General features: G+C 48.5%; 13 protein-coding genes. 4 read left to right on the top strand and 9 right to left on the bottom strand.

The window, feature by feature from the left end; all coding sequences use genetic code 11:
- The first annotated feature begins 12 nt into the window (after positions 1-12).
- From mobC to ITJ87_RS16500, 4 genes are all read left to right on the top strand, one after another.
- On the top strand, positions 13-2,025 hold the full coding sequence (mobC, locus tag ITJ87_RS16515; RefSeq protein ID WP_195690947.1) for a conjugal transfer protein MobC: 2,013 nt from the start codon (positions 13-15) through the stop codon (positions 2,023-2,025).
- A gap of 92 nt (positions 2,026-2,117) precedes the next feature.
- A complete protein-coding gene (locus ITJ87_RS16510; protein ID WP_117965391.1) occupies positions 2,118-3,452 on the top strand; it encodes an ATP-binding protein in 1,335 nt (444 codons plus the stop codon).
- Positions 3,453-3,723: 271 nt separating this feature from the next.
- Positions 3,724-5,031, top strand: a complete 1,308-nt coding sequence (locus ITJ87_RS16505) for a DUF4099 domain-containing protein (protein WP_117965389.1) — start codon at positions 3,724-3,726, stop codon at positions 5,029-5,031.
- Positions 5,032-5,055: 24 nt separating this feature from the next.
- On the top strand, positions 5,056-7,143 hold the full coding sequence (locus tag ITJ87_RS16500; RefSeq protein WP_117965387.1) for a type IA DNA topoisomerase: 2,088 nt from the start codon (positions 5,056-5,058) through the stop codon (positions 7,141-7,143).
- A gap of 53 nt (positions 7,144-7,196) precedes the next feature.
- Here the strand turns inward: ITJ87_RS16500 and ITJ87_RS16495 are convergent, their stop codons facing one another.
- The 9 genes from ITJ87_RS16495 to ITJ87_RS16455 form a co-directional block, all read right to left on the bottom strand.
- A complete protein-coding gene (locus ITJ87_RS16495) occupies positions 7,197-7,709 on the bottom strand; it encodes a dihydrofolate reductase family protein (RefSeq protein ID WP_117965385.1) in 513 nt (170 codons plus the stop codon).
- A 400-nt stretch (positions 7,710-8,109) separates the two neighbouring features.
- Complete coding sequence (locus tag ITJ87_RS16490; protein ID WP_082002317.1) at positions 8,110-8,388, bottom strand: helix-turn-helix domain-containing protein; 279 nt, start codon at positions 8,386-8,388, stop codon at positions 8,110-8,112.
- An 11-nt stretch (positions 8,389-8,399) separates the two neighbouring features.
- Positions 8,400-10,445, bottom strand: coding sequence for a bifunctional DNA primase/helicase (locus tag ITJ87_RS16485; RefSeq protein WP_117965383.1), 2,046 nt, complete (start codon positions 10,443-10,445; stop codon positions 8,400-8,402).
- Positions 10,408-10,767 carry a helix-turn-helix domain-containing protein gene (locus ITJ87_RS16480; protein WP_117749055.1) on the bottom strand — a complete coding sequence of 120 codons (360 nt, stop codon included), beginning with the start codon at positions 10,765-10,767 and terminating at the stop codon, positions 10,408-10,410. Before ITJ87_RS16480 ends, ITJ87_RS16485 begins: the two co-directional genes overlap by 38 nt.
- Positions 10,768-10,998: 231 nt before the next feature.
- On the bottom strand, positions 10,999-11,844 hold the full coding sequence (locus tag ITJ87_RS16475; RefSeq protein WP_117965381.1) for an RteC domain-containing protein: 846 nt from the start codon (positions 11,842-11,844) through the stop codon (positions 10,999-11,001).
- 1 nt (position 11,845) lies between these two features.
- Positions 11,846-12,484: a CatB-related O-acetyltransferase gene (locus ITJ87_RS16470; protein ID WP_117965379.1), complete on the bottom strand. Its 639-nt coding sequence runs from the start codon at positions 12,482-12,484 to the stop codon at positions 11,846-11,848.
- A gap of 12 nt (positions 12,485-12,496) precedes the next feature.
- Positions 12,497-13,786 carry an MATE family efflux transporter gene (locus ITJ87_RS16465; RefSeq protein WP_117965377.1) on the bottom strand — a complete coding sequence of 430 codons (1,290 nt, stop codon included), beginning with the start codon at positions 13,784-13,786 and terminating at the stop codon, positions 12,497-12,499.
- A 242-nt stretch (positions 13,787-14,028) separates the two neighbouring features.
- A complete protein-coding gene (locus ITJ87_RS16460) occupies positions 14,029-14,649 on the bottom strand; it encodes a CatA-like O-acetyltransferase, family 2 (protein WP_117965376.1) in 621 nt (206 codons plus the stop codon).
- 75 nt (positions 14,650-14,724) lie between these two features.
- A complete protein-coding gene (locus ITJ87_RS16455; protein ID WP_117965374.1) occupies positions 14,725-15,546 on the bottom strand; it encodes an AraC family transcriptional regulator in 822 nt (273 codons plus the stop codon).
- Positions 15,547-15,556 lie beyond the last annotated feature (10 nt).

Below are 15,556 nucleotides of genomic sequence, written 5' to 3'. Positions count from 1 at the left end.
AAACATACGATTATGCAACAGGAAGATGATTTGAGGGGGCTTGCAAGGGTCATGGACTTTATGCGGGCTGTCAGTATTCTATTCGTGGGAATCAACGTGTACTGGTTCTGTTACTCCAGCCTGAAAGGATGGGGAGTAACCTTTGAGGTGATAGACAAGATTTTATGGAACTTCCAGCGTACCACCGGGCTGTTCTCGTCTGTTCTTTGGACGAAACTTTTTGCGGTGGTGTTCCTCGCCTTGTCGTGCATCGGCACCAAGGGCGTGAAGGATGAGAAGATAACTTGGGTGAAGATTTACTGCTGCCTTGCGGCGGGTGTCGTGCTGTTTTTCTTCAACTGGTGGTTGCTGGAACTGCCGCTTCCGCATACGGCGGACACGACGTTTTACATCGCCACGCTGTCTGTGGGCTATATCTGCCTGCTCATGGCGGGTACATGGATGTCCCGGCTGTTGAAGAACAACCTGATGGATGATGTCTTTAACACCGAGAACGAGAGTTTCATGCAGGAAACCCGCCTGATAGAAAATGAATACTCCGTGAACCTGCCCACACGGTTTTACTACAAAAAGAAGTGGAACAACGGCTGGATAAACGTGGTGAACCCGTTCCGTGCCAGCCTTGTGCTGGGTACGCCGGGCAGCGGCAAGTCATACGCCGTGGTGAACAGTTACATAAAACAGCAAATCGAGAAGGGATTTTCGATGTATTGTTATGATTACAAGTTTCCCGATTTATCAGAAATCGCTTATAATCACCTGCTTAATCACTTGGATGGCTACAAGGTAAAGCCGAAGTTTTACGTTATCAACTTTGACGACCCACGCAAGAGCCATCGGTGCAACCCGATAAACGCCAGCTTCATGTCGGACATTGCGGACGCTTACGAAGCCAGCTATACGATAATGCTCAACCTTAACCGCTCTTGGATAAGCAAGCAGGGTGACTTCTTTGTGGAAAGCCCGATTATCCTTTTGGCGGCTATAATCTGGTATCTCCGTATCTATCAAGGCGGTAAGTATTGCACGTTCCCCCATGCCATAGAACTGTTGAACAAGAAATACGCCGATGTGTTCACGATTTTACGCAGCTATCCCGAACAGGAGAACTATCTTTCTCCGTTCGTAGATGCTTGGGAATCCGATGCGCAGGAGCAGTTGCAGGGTCAGATAGCGAGTGCGAAAATCCCGCTTTCCCGTATGATAAGCCCGGCACTTTACTGGGTAATGACGGGCGATGATTTCTCGCTGGATATAAACAACCCGAAAGAGCCTAAAATCTTGGTTGTCGGAAACAACCCTGACCGTCAGAACATCTATTCGGCGGCACTGGGATTATATAACAGTCGAATAGTGAAGCTGATAAACAAGAAAGGTCAGCTTAAAAGTTCGGTGATAATAGACGAGTTGCCCACTATCTATTTTCGGGGTCTGGACAACCTGATTGCCACCGCCCGAAGCAACAAGGTGGCGGTACTGCTGGGCTTTCAGGATTACAGCCAGCTTACCCGTGACTATGGGGACAAGGAAAGCAAGGTTATCCAAAACACGGTGGGCAACGTGTTCAGCGGGCAAGTGGTCGGTGAGACGGCAAAGATATTGTCGGAGCGTTTCGGGAAGGTGTTGCAGAAACGGCAGAGCATGACCATCAACCAGCGGGAGAAGTCCACCTCGATAAGCACCCAGATGGACAGCCTGATACCCGCCAGCAAAATATCCAACCTCACGCAAGGCATGTTCGTGGGGGCTGTGGCGGACAATTTCGACGAGCGGATAGAGCAGAAGATTTTCCATTGTGAAATTGTGGTGGACAATGAGAAGGTGAAGCGGGAAACCGCCCGGTATGTGAAGCTGCCGCAGATTATCGACTTCACCGACAAGGACGGGAACGACCGGATGCAGGAAGAGATACAAGCCAATTACGACCGCATCCGGCAGGAAGTCCGGCAGATTGTCGAGGACGAGATAACCCGGATTAAGAATGACCCGGCACTATGCCATTTGATAAAAGACGAGGAAGAATAGCCCTATATAATATAATGTATAGAGCAAAAGATTGTCGGCTTGATAAAAAGTGCGCCGTTATTTTTCGTACATTTGCATAAACGAAGGATTATATGAGTGAAAACCAAAATATTGAATGGAAAGAAAACTGGCGGGACGAATACTTGAAATGGATATGCGGTTTCGCTAATGCCGCAGGCGGCAAGATATATATCGGCACGGATGACAACGGCAGGGTGGTCGGCGTTGCCGATGCCAAGAAGCTGCTGGAGGACATTCCGAACAAGGTGCGTGATGTGCTGGGCATCATGGTCGATGTGAACCTGCTGGAAGAAAACGGGCTGCAATACATCGAGATTGACGTGCCGCCCTATTCAAACCCTATCAACTACAAAGGTCAGTACCATTACCGCAGCGGCAGCACGAAACAGGAGTTGAAAGGTGCGGCTTTGAACCGTTTCATCATGCAGAAAACAGGCAGGCATTGGGACGAGTTCCCCATAGAAAGAGCCAAAGCGGAAGACTTGTCAGAAAGTGCGCTGAACCGTTTCCGCAAGGAAGCGGCAAGGAGCGGACGTGTGGACGAAGGGGTGTTGAATGACACGACCGGGCATCTGTTGCAGGACTTGCGCCTGATTGACGATGCCGGGCATTTGAACCGTGCCGCCGTGCTGTTGTTCCATCCCGACCCTGAAAGATATGTGTTCGGCGCATATATCAAGATAGGCTTTTTCCGGGACGATAAAGGCAATCTGGAATTTCAGGACGAGATTCACGGTGCTTTGATGGAACAGGTGGACAAGGCTATGGACTTGATAAAGACCAAGTATTTAATCTACCGGATTTCATACGAGGGCATTTCCCGGCGGGAAACGCCGCAGTTCCCGGTGGAAGCCATCCGGGAATCACTGATGAACGCCATTGCCCACAAGGATTACGCCAGCGGTGTACCCATCCAAATCAGCGTATTTCCCGACCACATTACTTTTTGGAACTCCGGGCAGTTGCCGGAGGACTGGACTACCGACAGGCTGTTTGAAAGCCATCCTTCCGCACCCTATAACCCGATAATCGCCAACGCCTTTTTCAGAAGCGGGGATATTGAAAGCTGGGGACGTGGCTACAAGCGTATCTTGGAAGCGGTCAGCGCATATAAATTACTGCCGCCCAAACTGGAAATGATAAGCGGTCTGATGATAACCTATTATACCGATGTGCGTTCGCAGTTATTGGCGCAACGTGTGGATGAAAGGTATATACCCGTCATTGAATATGCCAGCAAGAACGGGCGTGTTACAAACTCGGACGTACAGCATATTTTAGGAGTAAGCAAACCGACAGCATCCCGCATACTCCAACAGATGAATGGCTGGCTGGAAATGCAGGGAAAAGTGGGCAAAGGGACTTATTATGTACCCAAATGGCTCACTAACGTATCACAAGTATAATGCAGTTTATCATAAACAACTGATTATAAGTTATTATTGCAATAATTAAATGGCTCACAAATGGCTCATCTAAAGAGAGTGATTAACTTCGCTCTCTTTTTTTATGCCTGCTCTTAATGTTGCAACCATTGGTTGCAGTCTTTCTTCACCCGGACAAATCAACCCACCACAAGACAAAGCGGGACACCCCTTGCCATCCGTCAAAATATAGCATATTTAGTCGCTACCTTTGGACGGGACTATTCCCGTAACCGTTTAATTTCAATGATTTATGAGCGAAAACAGAATGACCCCGCCCACAGAGGGGCAGGAAAAGGACGTGCTGTTGGTCTTGGACAAACAGCAGGGGAAAGTGAGTGCCGTTAAAGGATTCGACAAGGAGGGCAACTTGCAGACCGTGCCGCCGATACAGGGCGGCGAGTTCATGCAGGTGGACAGGAACGGCGACATCATCAGCAACCTTGTCGCCAATTTCTACCGCAAGTTTCAGGACACCGAAGGGCTGGCATTGTTCCGCTGCAAGGCATCGGAGATGGAACAAAACGCAAAGGCTATCGAGGACAACCACCGCCACCCCACGCCGGAGGGCGACAAACAGGTGGAAGCACTCCGTGTACCGAAACCGGACAACCCGGAATCCAAGCAGGGCTACCGCTTCGACCCGGCGAAGATTGATTGGGAGAGCCTGAAAAAAGTAGGCATCACCGCCGAGACCCTGAAAAACACGAAGGACTACGACCGGGTGATGCGTGGCTACAAATCCCGCAACACCTATACCATTTCGGGAACGATAGGCGGCTTCTACCTCAGACCGACCGATGTTAAGTTGTCCTTCTATCAGGCGAAGGACGGCACAATAGTCCCCAAACTGCACGGCGTACAGCAGGACGAAAAGCTGTTGCAACGCCCATACTACGGGCATGAGTTCTCCAAGCAGGAACAAGGGAACTTGCAGCATATCGGAAATCTGGGCAGTGTCGCCCAAATCACCGACCCGAAAAGCGGAGGGCAAATCCCCGTGTTCATCAGCCGGGACAGGCACACGCACGAACTGGAGTACATGCGGGCGGACAAATGGAAATGCCCCGACAGCGTTTGCGGCGTGAAGGTAAGCCCGGAGCAGAAAGCCGCCTTTGAAGCCGGGAAAGCGGTCAAGATGGAGAACCTGCAATTCAAGGACGGCACGAAACGCAGTGCCTACCTGCAAGTCAGCGCAGTGGAGCGGGGTTTGGAGTTCCTACCGAAGTCAGCCGTACAAACCTTACAGCAGGGACTGCAGCAGGTAACCGGAGTAAAGGACGAAAAAGGCGTGGAGTTCAACGGGCATGTGCAGCCCGGCGCACAGGGCAAATCCCCCGACAAGGTGCAGGCGAAAGACGTTACCCCAGCCTCCGAGAGCCGGACACAAGTAGCGGTCAATACGGAGGGCAAGACCAACGAAGCTACCAAGCAGACCAAAGAGCCGCTGAAGCAGGGTCAGGACAAACCCACCGCCAAGCAAAGGGAGAAGCAGGAGAAAACGCAGGACAAAGCCCTGAAAGCGGACAAGCCCAAGAAATCCAAAGGAATGAAAATGTAATGACCACTTAAAAAGCAAGGAACTATGATAGCATTGATAGCAGAAAAGCCCAGCGTGGCTAAGGACATTGCCCGCATCATCGGGGCGACACAGAGGAATGACGGGTATCTTTCCGGCAATGGGTATATGGTAACATGGGCATTCGGGCATCTCATCCAGCTTGCCATGCCCGAAGCCTACGGCGTGGCGAACTTCCGCAGGGAGAGCCTGCCGATAATCCCGGCGGACTTCCAGCTAATCCCCCGTCAGGTGAAAGCCGAAAAAGGCTATAAGGCAGACCCCGGCGTGTTGAAGCAGTTGAAAGTGATTAAGGAGGTGTTCGACCAGTGCGACAGGATTATTGTCGCTACCGATGCCGGACGTGAGGGCGAGTTAATCTTCCGCTATATCTTCCATTATCTGGACTGCCGCAAGCCTTTTGTCCGTCTTTGGATAAGCAGCCTGACCGACAGGGCAATCCGGGAGGGCATGGAGAACTTGCAGCCGGGCGAACGTTACGACAACCTCTATCTTGCCGCCAAGTCCCGCAGCGAAGCGGACTGGCTGATAGGGATAAACGCCACCCAAGCGTTGAGCGTAGCCGCTGGGCAGGGCGTGTTCTCGCTGGGCAGGGTGCAGACACCTACGCTTATGATGATATGCGACCGTTATCTGGAGAACAAGAATTTCGTCCCGACCAAGTTTTGGCAACTCAAAGCCAGCACCGCCAGCGGGGGAATTGGTTTCACCGCCCAATCGACTGCCAGATGGGAACAACAGCCCGAAGCCATCGCAGCCTTGCAACGGGTAAAGGATGCCGGGCAATTTGTGGTGAAGTCCGTTGAGAGGAAAGAAGCCGCCCAAGAACCGCCGCTTTTGTACGACCTGACCACGCTGCAAAAGGAAGCGAACACAAAACTGAATTTTTCGGCGGACAAGACGCTTTCCATAGCGCAGAGCCTGTACGAGAAGAAAGTGATGTCCTATCCCCGAACCGGAAGCCGTTATATTTCGGAAGATGTTTTCGAGGAAATGCCGGAACGCATCGCCCTTTTGGAGCGATACCCCTGTTTTGCCGGGTATGCCGCCGGGCTGGATGGCGCAACCTTGAACCGCCGCAGCGTGAATGACGGCAAAGTAACCGACCACCATGCCCTGATTGTTACCGAGAACCTGCCGGGTGAACTCTCCAAAGACGAGAGGGCTATTTATGAAATGGTAGCCGGGCGTATGCTGGAAGCCTTTTCGGGCAAGTGCGTGAAGGACGTTACCACCGTCTTGTTGTCCGCCGGAGATACCGATTTCACTGTGAAAGGCGCAGTGCTGAAAACAGCCGGATGGCGGGCGGTATTCAACGAACGGGAAACGGGCGGGGACGAGGACGCAACTACCCTGCCGCCGCTTCAAGAGGGACAGGCATTGCCGCTTTCCGGCGTGGATCTGCTCGAAAAGCAGACCAAGCCGAAACCGCTGCACACGGAAAGCAGCCTGTTGGCGGCAATGGAAAACGCCGGGAAGGAACTGGAGGATGCCGAACTGAAAGCCAGCATGAAGGATGCCGGGATAGGTACGCCAGCCACCCGTGCGGCGATTATCGAGACATTGTTTGCCCGCCAGTACATCGTGCGGGAAAAGAAGAACCTTGTGCCGACCGACAAGGGACTTGCCGTTTACAGGATTGTCAAGGACAAGAAGATTGCCGATGTGGAAATGACGGGTATGTGGGAAACCGCCCTTGCCAAGATTGAAGCGGGCAGCATGGATGCCGACACGTTCCGCAAGGGTATCGAGGTGTACGCCGCCCAAATCACGGCGGAACTGTTGTCGGTGCAGTTGTCCTTCGCCAGCGGCGAGACCTGCCCGTGTCCCAAGTGCGGCAGCGGGCGCATCCTGTTCTACCCGAAAGTGGCGAAGTGTTCCAACGTGGACTGCACGCTGACCATATTCCGCAGCAAGTGCGACAAACAACTTACAGATAAACAGATTGGCGAACTGGTAACGAAACGCAAGACCGGGCTGATTAAAGGCTTCAGGGGGAAGAACGGAAAGGCTTTCGACGCTTCGCTGGTGCTGGACGAACAGTTCAATGTCGCTTTCTCGTTCCCGGAGAAGAAAGGAAAACCGAAGAAGTAGCCAATCCGATGGAATTGTGCCATTGCGCCCGGAGAACAAGCCGGGCGCATCTTTTACCCCTCAAACAAGTAGGTTGAACGGACAACCCCGCCATCCAGCATCCCGCTTTCCGACAGTTTCCATTTAGAACCGAATGTTTCCCCGATAAAGCCGATGCCTTTGCCCACCATCACCGGGATGGTGTAGATGGTCAGGCTATCCAGCATTCCGGCTTTCACCAGCGAGGTAAGCAGCTTGCCGCCGCCCACCACCAGTATGTCATGCGTTTGTTTCAGTTCATAGACCTTGCGCAGCGGTTCTTCGGTCAGGAACTCCACGCCGCAGTCCGGCGTAAGGTTGGTATCGTGGTGCGACACGACAAAAGACCGCTGTTTTTTGTACGGCCACCCGCCCCAATGCTCAAAGATATAGGTATAGGTGTTTGCCCCCATCAGCAGGCAGTCAGCTTCCAGAAAGTGTTTGCCTACGATGGTTTTTACTTCATCGGGCAACCAGTCCAGTTCATTATCCAATGTGGCTGTATGCCCGTCCAGAGATACGGCGATGTGCGCTTTTACTTGTTTCATCTTATCCGGTATTTAACAGTTTAATAATTCCTATTCAACTGTCCGCCAATATCCATAAAAGAAGCGTGGCTCTTACACTGCTTCGATACGTGGTACTGGCAATACCTTTGAGGAAACAGGCAAGACCACGCTATGCGATTGCATAGCGTATCCTGCACTGAATATCCCCTCAATTTGAAAATTTGCCAGTTTTCGTATCAGGACGTTCAGCGGAACGCTTATTTTCAATGTTTTATATCAAGACGAAATGCCGGAAAAATGCCAACAAATCGCCGTCATACTCTGTCTAATTTCGCAAAGTTAATCAAATAACCGGAATTATTTGGCATGAAACTCAAAAATCCTGCCTTGTCTCACGACAAAACAGGATTACGTAATTGAACGATGACATATAACACCGCTAATCCGTGCGCTCACGAATCAGCTTGTGTATGTCGCTTGCCCGGTAGTAATACTTCCCGTCCAGCAGCAGGTAGGGCAGTATGCCTTTCTTCCGGTAACGCTGCAAGGTCTTGACACTCACTTTGAGCAGAAAGCACAAGTCCTGATTGTCGAGCAGCTTTTCACCGTCCAAGCAGTTCTGGCTGTTCAGCAGACGGTCTATCTTTTTGTCCTGCATGTCGAGCCTGTCCATGATGCGCTCCATCCATGCCTCGAAGTTTTCCTTGTCGATATACATAAGCTGCCGGATTAAATGAGACCAATCATGAAATAACTCTGGTTCGCCGGGTCTTTCAGGATGATTTCCCGCTCCCGCATGAAGCGGATGTAGCTTTTGGCTGTCCGCTCCTTGATGTCCAAGACCTGCTGCAACTGTTCGCAAAGGTCTATGTAGGTGATGTGTGTCTGCTTGCCGAAAATATCACGGGCAACGCCCACCAGTTCCCTTTCCTTGCGTTTCTCCTTTTCTTCACGGGGTTTCTCGCCCCGGTAGGTGTGCATTCCGGCTTCCTTGTCCCAAGCGAACAACATCAGCGGCACGTCCAGCGGGCTTCCGTCTCTCACTTTCAGGGCTTTCACTACCGACTGCGTGGGTTCTTCGTCCTTCTCGATGGAAAGGATGGTCGCCGCCTTGCGTTGCAGTTCGCTCCCCAGATGCCCGCGCAGCTTCAAGCCGTTGGGGACAAAATGCAGCACGCACAGGATGCAGGTGTTGTAGATACCTGCCAGCCGATAGAGTTCGTCTATCACCGCCACGCTTTCCGCTTCGTCGTTGGCACTCTTTACGAGGTCGGCGATGCCGTCAATGACGACCAACTGGATGCCGTTGTACTGGTAATAGAACTTGTCCATGCTCTGCACGATGGCGTTCAGGCGTTCCTTTCGGGACATCCCCGTCAGGCAGAAGGCTTTCAGTTCGTCCGGCTTGCCGGGCAGCTTTGCCCGTGCCAGCAGGTTGCTCACGTTCTTGAACAGTTGCACTTCCGATTGTTCGGTGTCATAAAGCAAGACCGCCTTGCGCCCTCCGTTGGGCGTTACGTGGATGCCGAGCGTGTCTATCTCCACATCCATCGGGCATACGCAGCCCGACACGATGGCGGCTACATAGTTGCTCTTGCCCGTTCCCTCGCCGCCCGTGATGCCGAACAGGTTGCCTTGCGTACCCAGCGGGACATCGCCCGCCGAGATAATCACCTGCGCTTTGGCAGGAGGGTTGTTGAAGTCTATCTCGCACGATTTAAGCATGATGAGTGTGTCGCTATACAGGTTGTCTAAAAATTCAATGAACAGTTTCAGAAAATCTTCACGGGTGTTCCCGGCTTTGAAGTAGTCGGAAATATCCTTTTCCTCCTTCGTGCCGGGCAGTGGGAGCAACAGGCGTTTCACGCCAAATTCTGCCAATAATTTTTCCTGCTTACAGGCACTTTCCCTGCCCGTCTTGTCCGTGTCATAGAGCAGGACTATGTGTTTGAAGCGGAAAGACAGCCTGAAAATCAGGTTTGCCGGAATAGTTACCGTTTCGCTGTTGAAGCAGATGGCATGGAAACCGTGCGCCGCCAGCGAAAGCACGTCTTTCTCGCCGCCTGTGATGAATAATGTATCGCCTTTGGCGGGCAGTTGCTCCAGCCCGAAGCAATAGTTCTCGCCGAAGCTGCCGCCATATAGGAAACGGGGCGTGGAAAAAGGACGGTACAGCTTGATATGCTGTTTGCCCTTGTAACCGTACATCGGTTCTGCCGCTGATGAAATGTAGGCGTATGGCTTTCCTTCTGCCGTTTCGCTGCGGTATTCCCGGAGCGAGCAGACCTTGTACCGCTCCAGCAGTTCGGGCGTGATGCCGTATTGCCGCCAGTATTCCAGTTCGGTGGAAGTGAACTTCTGTTCCCGGAACTGGTAGGGCTTGGCGGGCTTTTCGGAGGTTTCTTCGCTCTTGCTTGATACTTTCCGGTTATGGTTCGTTTGGGGTATGGCTATCGGAGTGCCCGCAGCCAGTCCCAATCCCAAGTCCCGGTCGATGGTCGCCAGTATCTCGATGAAGTCCGAAGCCCGGTTGCAGTCCAGCCCTTTCAGTTGCCCCACGAGAAAGAAGCAGTCGCCGCTGTAACGGTCATCGCCGAAGTCCTTCATCTTGTACATGCCGCTGTGTCGGTCAAAATAGATGTTGCAGGAAGCCTTGCTGTCCTCGTACAGCGGATTGAGGAAGTTCCTACCGATGCGCCAGTTGCCGGGCAGGTAGTGCTTGAACACCGACAAGCCGTTATTTGTCCTTTCTAAGATTTCTTCTTTCCTTAACATAGAGTTGATGGTTGGTTATCAAGTCATTTATACATTCCCTGTCTCTTTTTATCAGACGTTCTTCTAACAATCGCTTTATTTCCTTGATTTTGTAGAAATAATGCCCTTTTATATCAGAATAGGAAACCAGCCCTGCCGCCCGTAGACGTTGCAATGTTCGGTCGCTGATTTTCAGGAATGTACATACTTCGTAACTATCTACCCAAATTTCATCTTCATCAGGCTTGTTGGCATCTAAATGATTAAAGATGTAATTTGCAATGGCTGTAATCTTGTTGTCAAGTTCTTTATAGGCTTTTGACTCGAATGTTATTATTTCCATATTGCTAACTAATTGATTTTGCTGCAAATTTCGGGATATGGAAATGATTAAAAGTCATGGTTCATACCGTCATGGTAGAAATATTTTTAAGGTACATAATCCAAAATTTCAATAGAAAACCGACATAAATAGGTACGGCTTGAACCTGTTTTGAGGATAAAACTGTGTAAAAATAAAAATACCGTGTCGGTATGAACACGGTACTTTATAAGTTAGATTATTAATGTCTTATCACTTCATATCATCTTCTTTCATTCGCTTGGTTAGCTGTTCAATCAAACGATTAAGATAAGAAGTCTGGTCTTTTCGTTCTTTCATGGCGATATACGCATCGTAATAATCGCCCAAATCAATGTTAAATACGAAACTAAGGTATTCCATAAATTCCTTTATTTCTATATTGCCATGATTTATATCTCCGGAAGAAACAAGCGCATAGCCCAATTCTATCAAGGCATTTTTCTTTCCGGTAAAACACATAGAGTTAAATTTAGAACTTCTTGCAACTTTATATTCAGTATTGTTTAATTTAACCATCCAGTTCTCCAAATAAACTTTCAAGTATTTGTTACAAAGTATCTTTGCTGCCTTATAGTCATATCCGGTTGAAAATAGCGGATCTGTATCATATTGGCAACTTTCAATACTTGGTATTGTTGAAGTCTTTATTGGTTTTCGGGTAAAATAAAAATTGTCCAAATGCGTTGATTGGGAACGGACATACTGGTAAAACTCTATATTGTTGCGGAAGAAATACGTCAGCTTATCCAATTCTGCACTCAGATATTCCCGGATGCAGTCATTGCTACCATCTGGACACTTCAACTCGATATGGTACACTTTGCTGAAATAGATATACTTGCTAAGAATTTCCGGCTTCAATTCTTTGAAAAAACATATTTCATCTTCTACACTCGGAAATAAATAGTTAATAGTCATTTCTCTTAGTTGTTCGTACATAGGTGCAATGAACCTTACCATATGCAAGGCATTATCCATTGTAGAATTGACACCACAATCCCTTAATCGGATTTCTGCGTCAATCTTAGCCAGTATTTCCTCCGCAAATCTTTTCATGTTACATACTATCAGCCATTTGCAACAACCCGTTTATATCACCTTTCCCGATATAAGGTAGGCATCGCCGTATCTTCTCGGCAGACCAGTCCCACCATTTCAGCGTTTCGAGTTTTCGTATCACTTCTTCATCGAAACGCTTCCTTATCGGTCGGGCGGGAACACCGCCGACTATCGTATAAGGTGGCACGTCCTTCGTAACAACGGCACGGGCGGCTATAATCGCCCCGTTCCCGATGTGAACGCCTGCCATTATCACCGCTTCGTAACCAATCCATACATCATTGCCTATCACGATGTCGCCTTTGTTGTCCCAAGCCGTTACCACATCTGATTTCTCCAAATCCCAATCCTCATAAAAGAGTGGGAAGGTGTAAGTAGATAAAGATTTCAAGGTATGATTGGCACTGTTGAATAGGAATTTCGCACCGCAGGCAATGGAACAGAACTTGCCGATTATCAGCCGTTCGTGGTTGATAGGGTAATGGTAAAGTACATTGTTCCGCTCGAAAAGTAACGGGTCGGACACGAAATCATTATAGATAGTATAGTCGCCCACTTCGATAGACGGGTCTTTCACTACTGCATTCAGGTACACGGTCTGCGTGTCGCCCGTGCGTGGATATATCTTTTTCATCATGACATTCAGTTTTTAATAGTGTTTATATTTCAGATAAATGACAGACTGCACCCCAAGTCCAATCACGAACAGGTACTCCACCGTCCAATAAACGGCAAGAGGTACATTCCAATGGCTCAATCCCCACAGATAGAGCAGATAGGCAACAATGGTCGTCGCCTGAAAGATGAAAGCCGTCCGTGTCGCCCCCGTTCCCGTAACGGTATTCACATAGACATAGCCGGGCAAAGCAAAGACATAGTTCAGCAACATAACTACAAACGGCAACCATGCGGTTTGCACGATAGCTGGATTGTCCGTATAGACGCTGACAACAGCCTGATGGAAGACCAATGCAAGCGCAATCAGCGGTAAGCCGATGGCATAACCTAATCGGATTACCCTGCTGCATAGCGGAAACACTTGCCTTCTTTCGTCCGCTCCAATCAAATTGCTTACCAACGAGCTTGTTGTAGCGGCAAATGAATTGACGATGACAAAGAACAGAGTGGAAATGCTTCGGAGAATGTTTGCCACTGCCAGTTGTAGTTCTCCCAAATGTTCTATCGCCACGAAGAACAGAAACCAAGGGGCTACGCTGATGAACGAATGGAACATGCTCCAAACGGACACATGGCAGACATGAAACAGTACAGCTTTGTCGAAGCTCCAAGACAAACCATAAAGCCGTTTATCCATTTTCCGCAATACATGGATTACCAGCACCGCCAATGAACACGCTTCGGCAAAAGATGATGCGATGGCTGCACCCGCTATCCCCATGTTCCAATGGAATATGAGCAGCCAGTTGCCCGGAATGTTCACCAATACGGCTATCAGAGCTGCTACGTTCAGGGCTTTTGTACGGGTAATTCCGACCAAGAACGAGCGCAAGGCAAGGAACGGAAAGGAGAACAGCAACCCCCAAATTCGTCCGTCCAAATAATCAATCACGGCATGATAGACTTCCGCAGAAGTAATCAGCCTACTAAGAATAATCGGAGAAAACAGTTTGGAGAGCAGACACAAAAAGACAGCAAGTCCCGACAGGAAAAACAATCCTTGAAAGAACGTCTTTCCTGTTTCGGAATAATGCTGCTCGCCGTTACGCCGTGCGACAACGACCTGTAATCCCAAACTGAAACCGAAGCCGAGCATATAGATAGCCAGATACCAAATCCCGGCAAGGGCGGATGCGCCCAATTCTATTTCTCCTACATGCCCTAAGAAAATGGCATCGGTGATATTGATAAGTTGTTCGATAAGGATGCTCATCATTACAGGAAAGTTGATGAGCCAGATATTCTTATATGTATAGTTCATTGTTCAACTTGATATGATGCGACAAGTCCTGCTGCACAAGGCGGCATGACACATTGCATGATTATGAATTTGGAATAATGGCAAAACAAGAAAGGACAAACCTGTTATAAGCCTGTCCGTTGCTGAATAGCTTGATTAAAATGCTATCCGTTAAGCGCAGCTATATGCACACTTGCCATTTCATACGGGTTGAACAATTCTATTTTTTCTGTTAGTTCCGCAAAGATAGCATTTGTTCTTGATTATACCTCCAATTTCCCAATTTCTTTTTGTAGATTTTCCAAAAAACGGGAAGCATGTGCGCCATCCATCTGTGTGTGGTGAAACTGAAAGGAAACAGTTAATGTACATTTCCACAAACTCTTTTTGTATTTAGCCCAAATCAGAAAAGGATTGTTGAACACACCGCTATACATGCCAACCGCTCCATCTATCTCATATTGTGCAAGGGCAGACGTGCCGATGACCATGCTATCTGTTAGGTCATGATTCCGGCAACTTTCGGCAACTTGTTTCGTCAGTCTCAGGTAATTGGCATTGAATTGTTGGAGATTGTTGGAGAAAGGGACATCGCAGGAACTGACTTCACCCTCCCGATTGGCTACAATGGTACAGACGGCAATGTTGTCGTATTGCATTAACTTCCTGCCAACAGGTAGCATATAGAACTCTTTGATGTTACTTGCCGCTTTTCCAACACACCAGCACATCAGCATATTAAACTTTAACCCCGTCCGTTTGCTGATGCGGACAAGGCGGGTTACATCTACCGTCTTGAAAAAGGTGAGCATGGGCATAGGTGCATTCATCCACATTTCAAATGCGTAAGCACGGGTCGTTTCTTTTGGATTTACTTCTTTCATTCTATCGTTCATTTTTAAGTTAAATAAGCACAAAGGTAAGTTGGCTATTAGACTATGGATAGAATAAAAGGGACATTATGTAGGGTTACTGAACAAATCGGAATAAGGTTTGCATACATTTAACAGAGACAATGGCGTATAGCCGCTGAATTGTTTGAACTCCCGGATAAAATGCGACTGGTCAGCGTAACCGCATTGATATGCTAACTGAGCCAAATTTGTATCTTCCGAGCAATGCTGCAACAGGTTCAATGATTTTTGGAAGCGAACTATCCTTGCGTATTCTTTGGGATTCGCACCTACCAGTTCATTAAACAGGCGTTCAAACTGTTTTTTACTTAAACAGGTAACGGAAGCCAATTCTGTGACAGAAGTTGCCGGAATTGCGAACAGTTGTTTTATAGCAGCAGTTATTCTTTTGATGTTGTATTCTGTTTTTAAGGTCAATACACTTGCTATTTGGGATAACAGCCATTGTTCTATTGCGCTAATACATAAACTTGTATTTTCGCAGTCAAAGATTTGTGTAGCCAGTCGTTTCAAATGCTTGTTTTCAAGGTCATAACCAGAAACCTCTTGATTGTACAATAAGGATATGGGCAAATTCAAGAAGGCTTTTAGGGTGTATGGCTGAAATACAACAACTATCATTTCTACGTTACCATTCGCATATAAATGTGAATGATAATTTACCTGACCGCTAACGGTAAATTCTGATTGAGAGATTCCCAGTTCCGGGATATAAAGCGGTGTTTGTTTATGGAAAATAATTTGAGGACAACCAATAGGAAAAGTAAGGGTATTCAGCGGTTGATTGCTTTTGAATACCCAATAATACCTGACGTAAGGTTGCAGTAACTTACATGGCTTGTAAAATTTAAAATCCTCTTGAATCATTTTACAAAGG

Origin of the sequence: Bacteroides sp. HF-162, assembly GCF_015679285.1 — a bacterium.
GTDB classification, from domain to species: domain Bacteria; phylum Bacteroidota; class Bacteroidia; order Bacteroidales; family Bacteroidaceae; genus Bacteroides; species Bacteroides uniformis.
The sequence above is the reverse complement of the archived record's forward strand: the minus strand, read 5'-3'. Positions and strand labels throughout refer to the sequence as shown.

Excerpts from the sequence above, each read along its gene's own strand:
- mobC (WP_195690947.1), top strand. The coding sequence starts at position 13 with ATGCAACAGGAAGATGATTTGAGGGGGCTTGCAAGGGTCATGGACTTT.
- ITJ87_RS16510 (WP_117965391.1), top strand. The coding sequence starts at position 2,118 with ATGAGTGAAAACCAAAATATTGAATGGAAAGAAAACTGGCGGGACGAA.
- ITJ87_RS16505 (WP_117965389.1), top strand. The coding sequence starts at position 3,724 with ATGAGCGAAAACAGAATGACCCCGCCCACAGAGGGGCAGGAAAAGGAC.
- ITJ87_RS16500 (WP_117965387.1), top strand. The coding sequence starts at position 5,056 with ATGATAGCATTGATAGCAGAAAAGCCCAGCGTGGCTAAGGACATTGCC.
- ITJ87_RS16495 (WP_117965385.1), bottom strand. The coding sequence starts at position 7,709 with ATGAAACAAGTAAAAGCGCACATCGCCGTATCTCTGGACGGGCATACA.
- ITJ87_RS16490 (WP_082002317.1), bottom strand. The coding sequence starts at position 8,388 with ATGTATATCGACAAGGAAAACTTCGAGGCATGGATGGAGCGCATCATG.
- ITJ87_RS16485 (WP_117965383.1), bottom strand. The coding sequence starts at position 10,445 with ATGTTAAGGAAAGAAGAAATCTTAGAAAGGACAAATAACGGCTTGTCG.
- ITJ87_RS16480 (WP_117749055.1), bottom strand. The coding sequence starts at position 10,767 with ATGGAAATAATAACATTCGAGTCAAAAGCCTATAAAGAACTTGACAAC.
- ITJ87_RS16475 (WP_117965381.1), bottom strand. The coding sequence starts at position 11,844 with ATGAAAAGATTTGCGGAGGAAATACTGGCTAAGATTGACGCAGAAATC.
- ITJ87_RS16470 (WP_117965379.1), bottom strand. The coding sequence starts at position 12,484 with ATGATGAAAAAGATATATCCACGCACGGGCGACACGCAGACCGTGTAC.
- ITJ87_RS16465 (WP_117965377.1), bottom strand. The coding sequence starts at position 13,786 with ATGAACTATACATATAAGAATATCTGGCTCATCAACTTTCCTGTAATG.
- ITJ87_RS16460 (WP_117965376.1), bottom strand. The coding sequence starts at position 14,649 with ATGAAAGAAGTAAATCCAAAAGAAACGACCCGTGCTTACGCATTTGAA.
- ITJ87_RS16455 (WP_117965374.1), bottom strand. The coding sequence starts at position 15,546 with ATGATTCAAGAGGATTTTAAATTTTACAAGCCATGTAAGTTACTGCAA.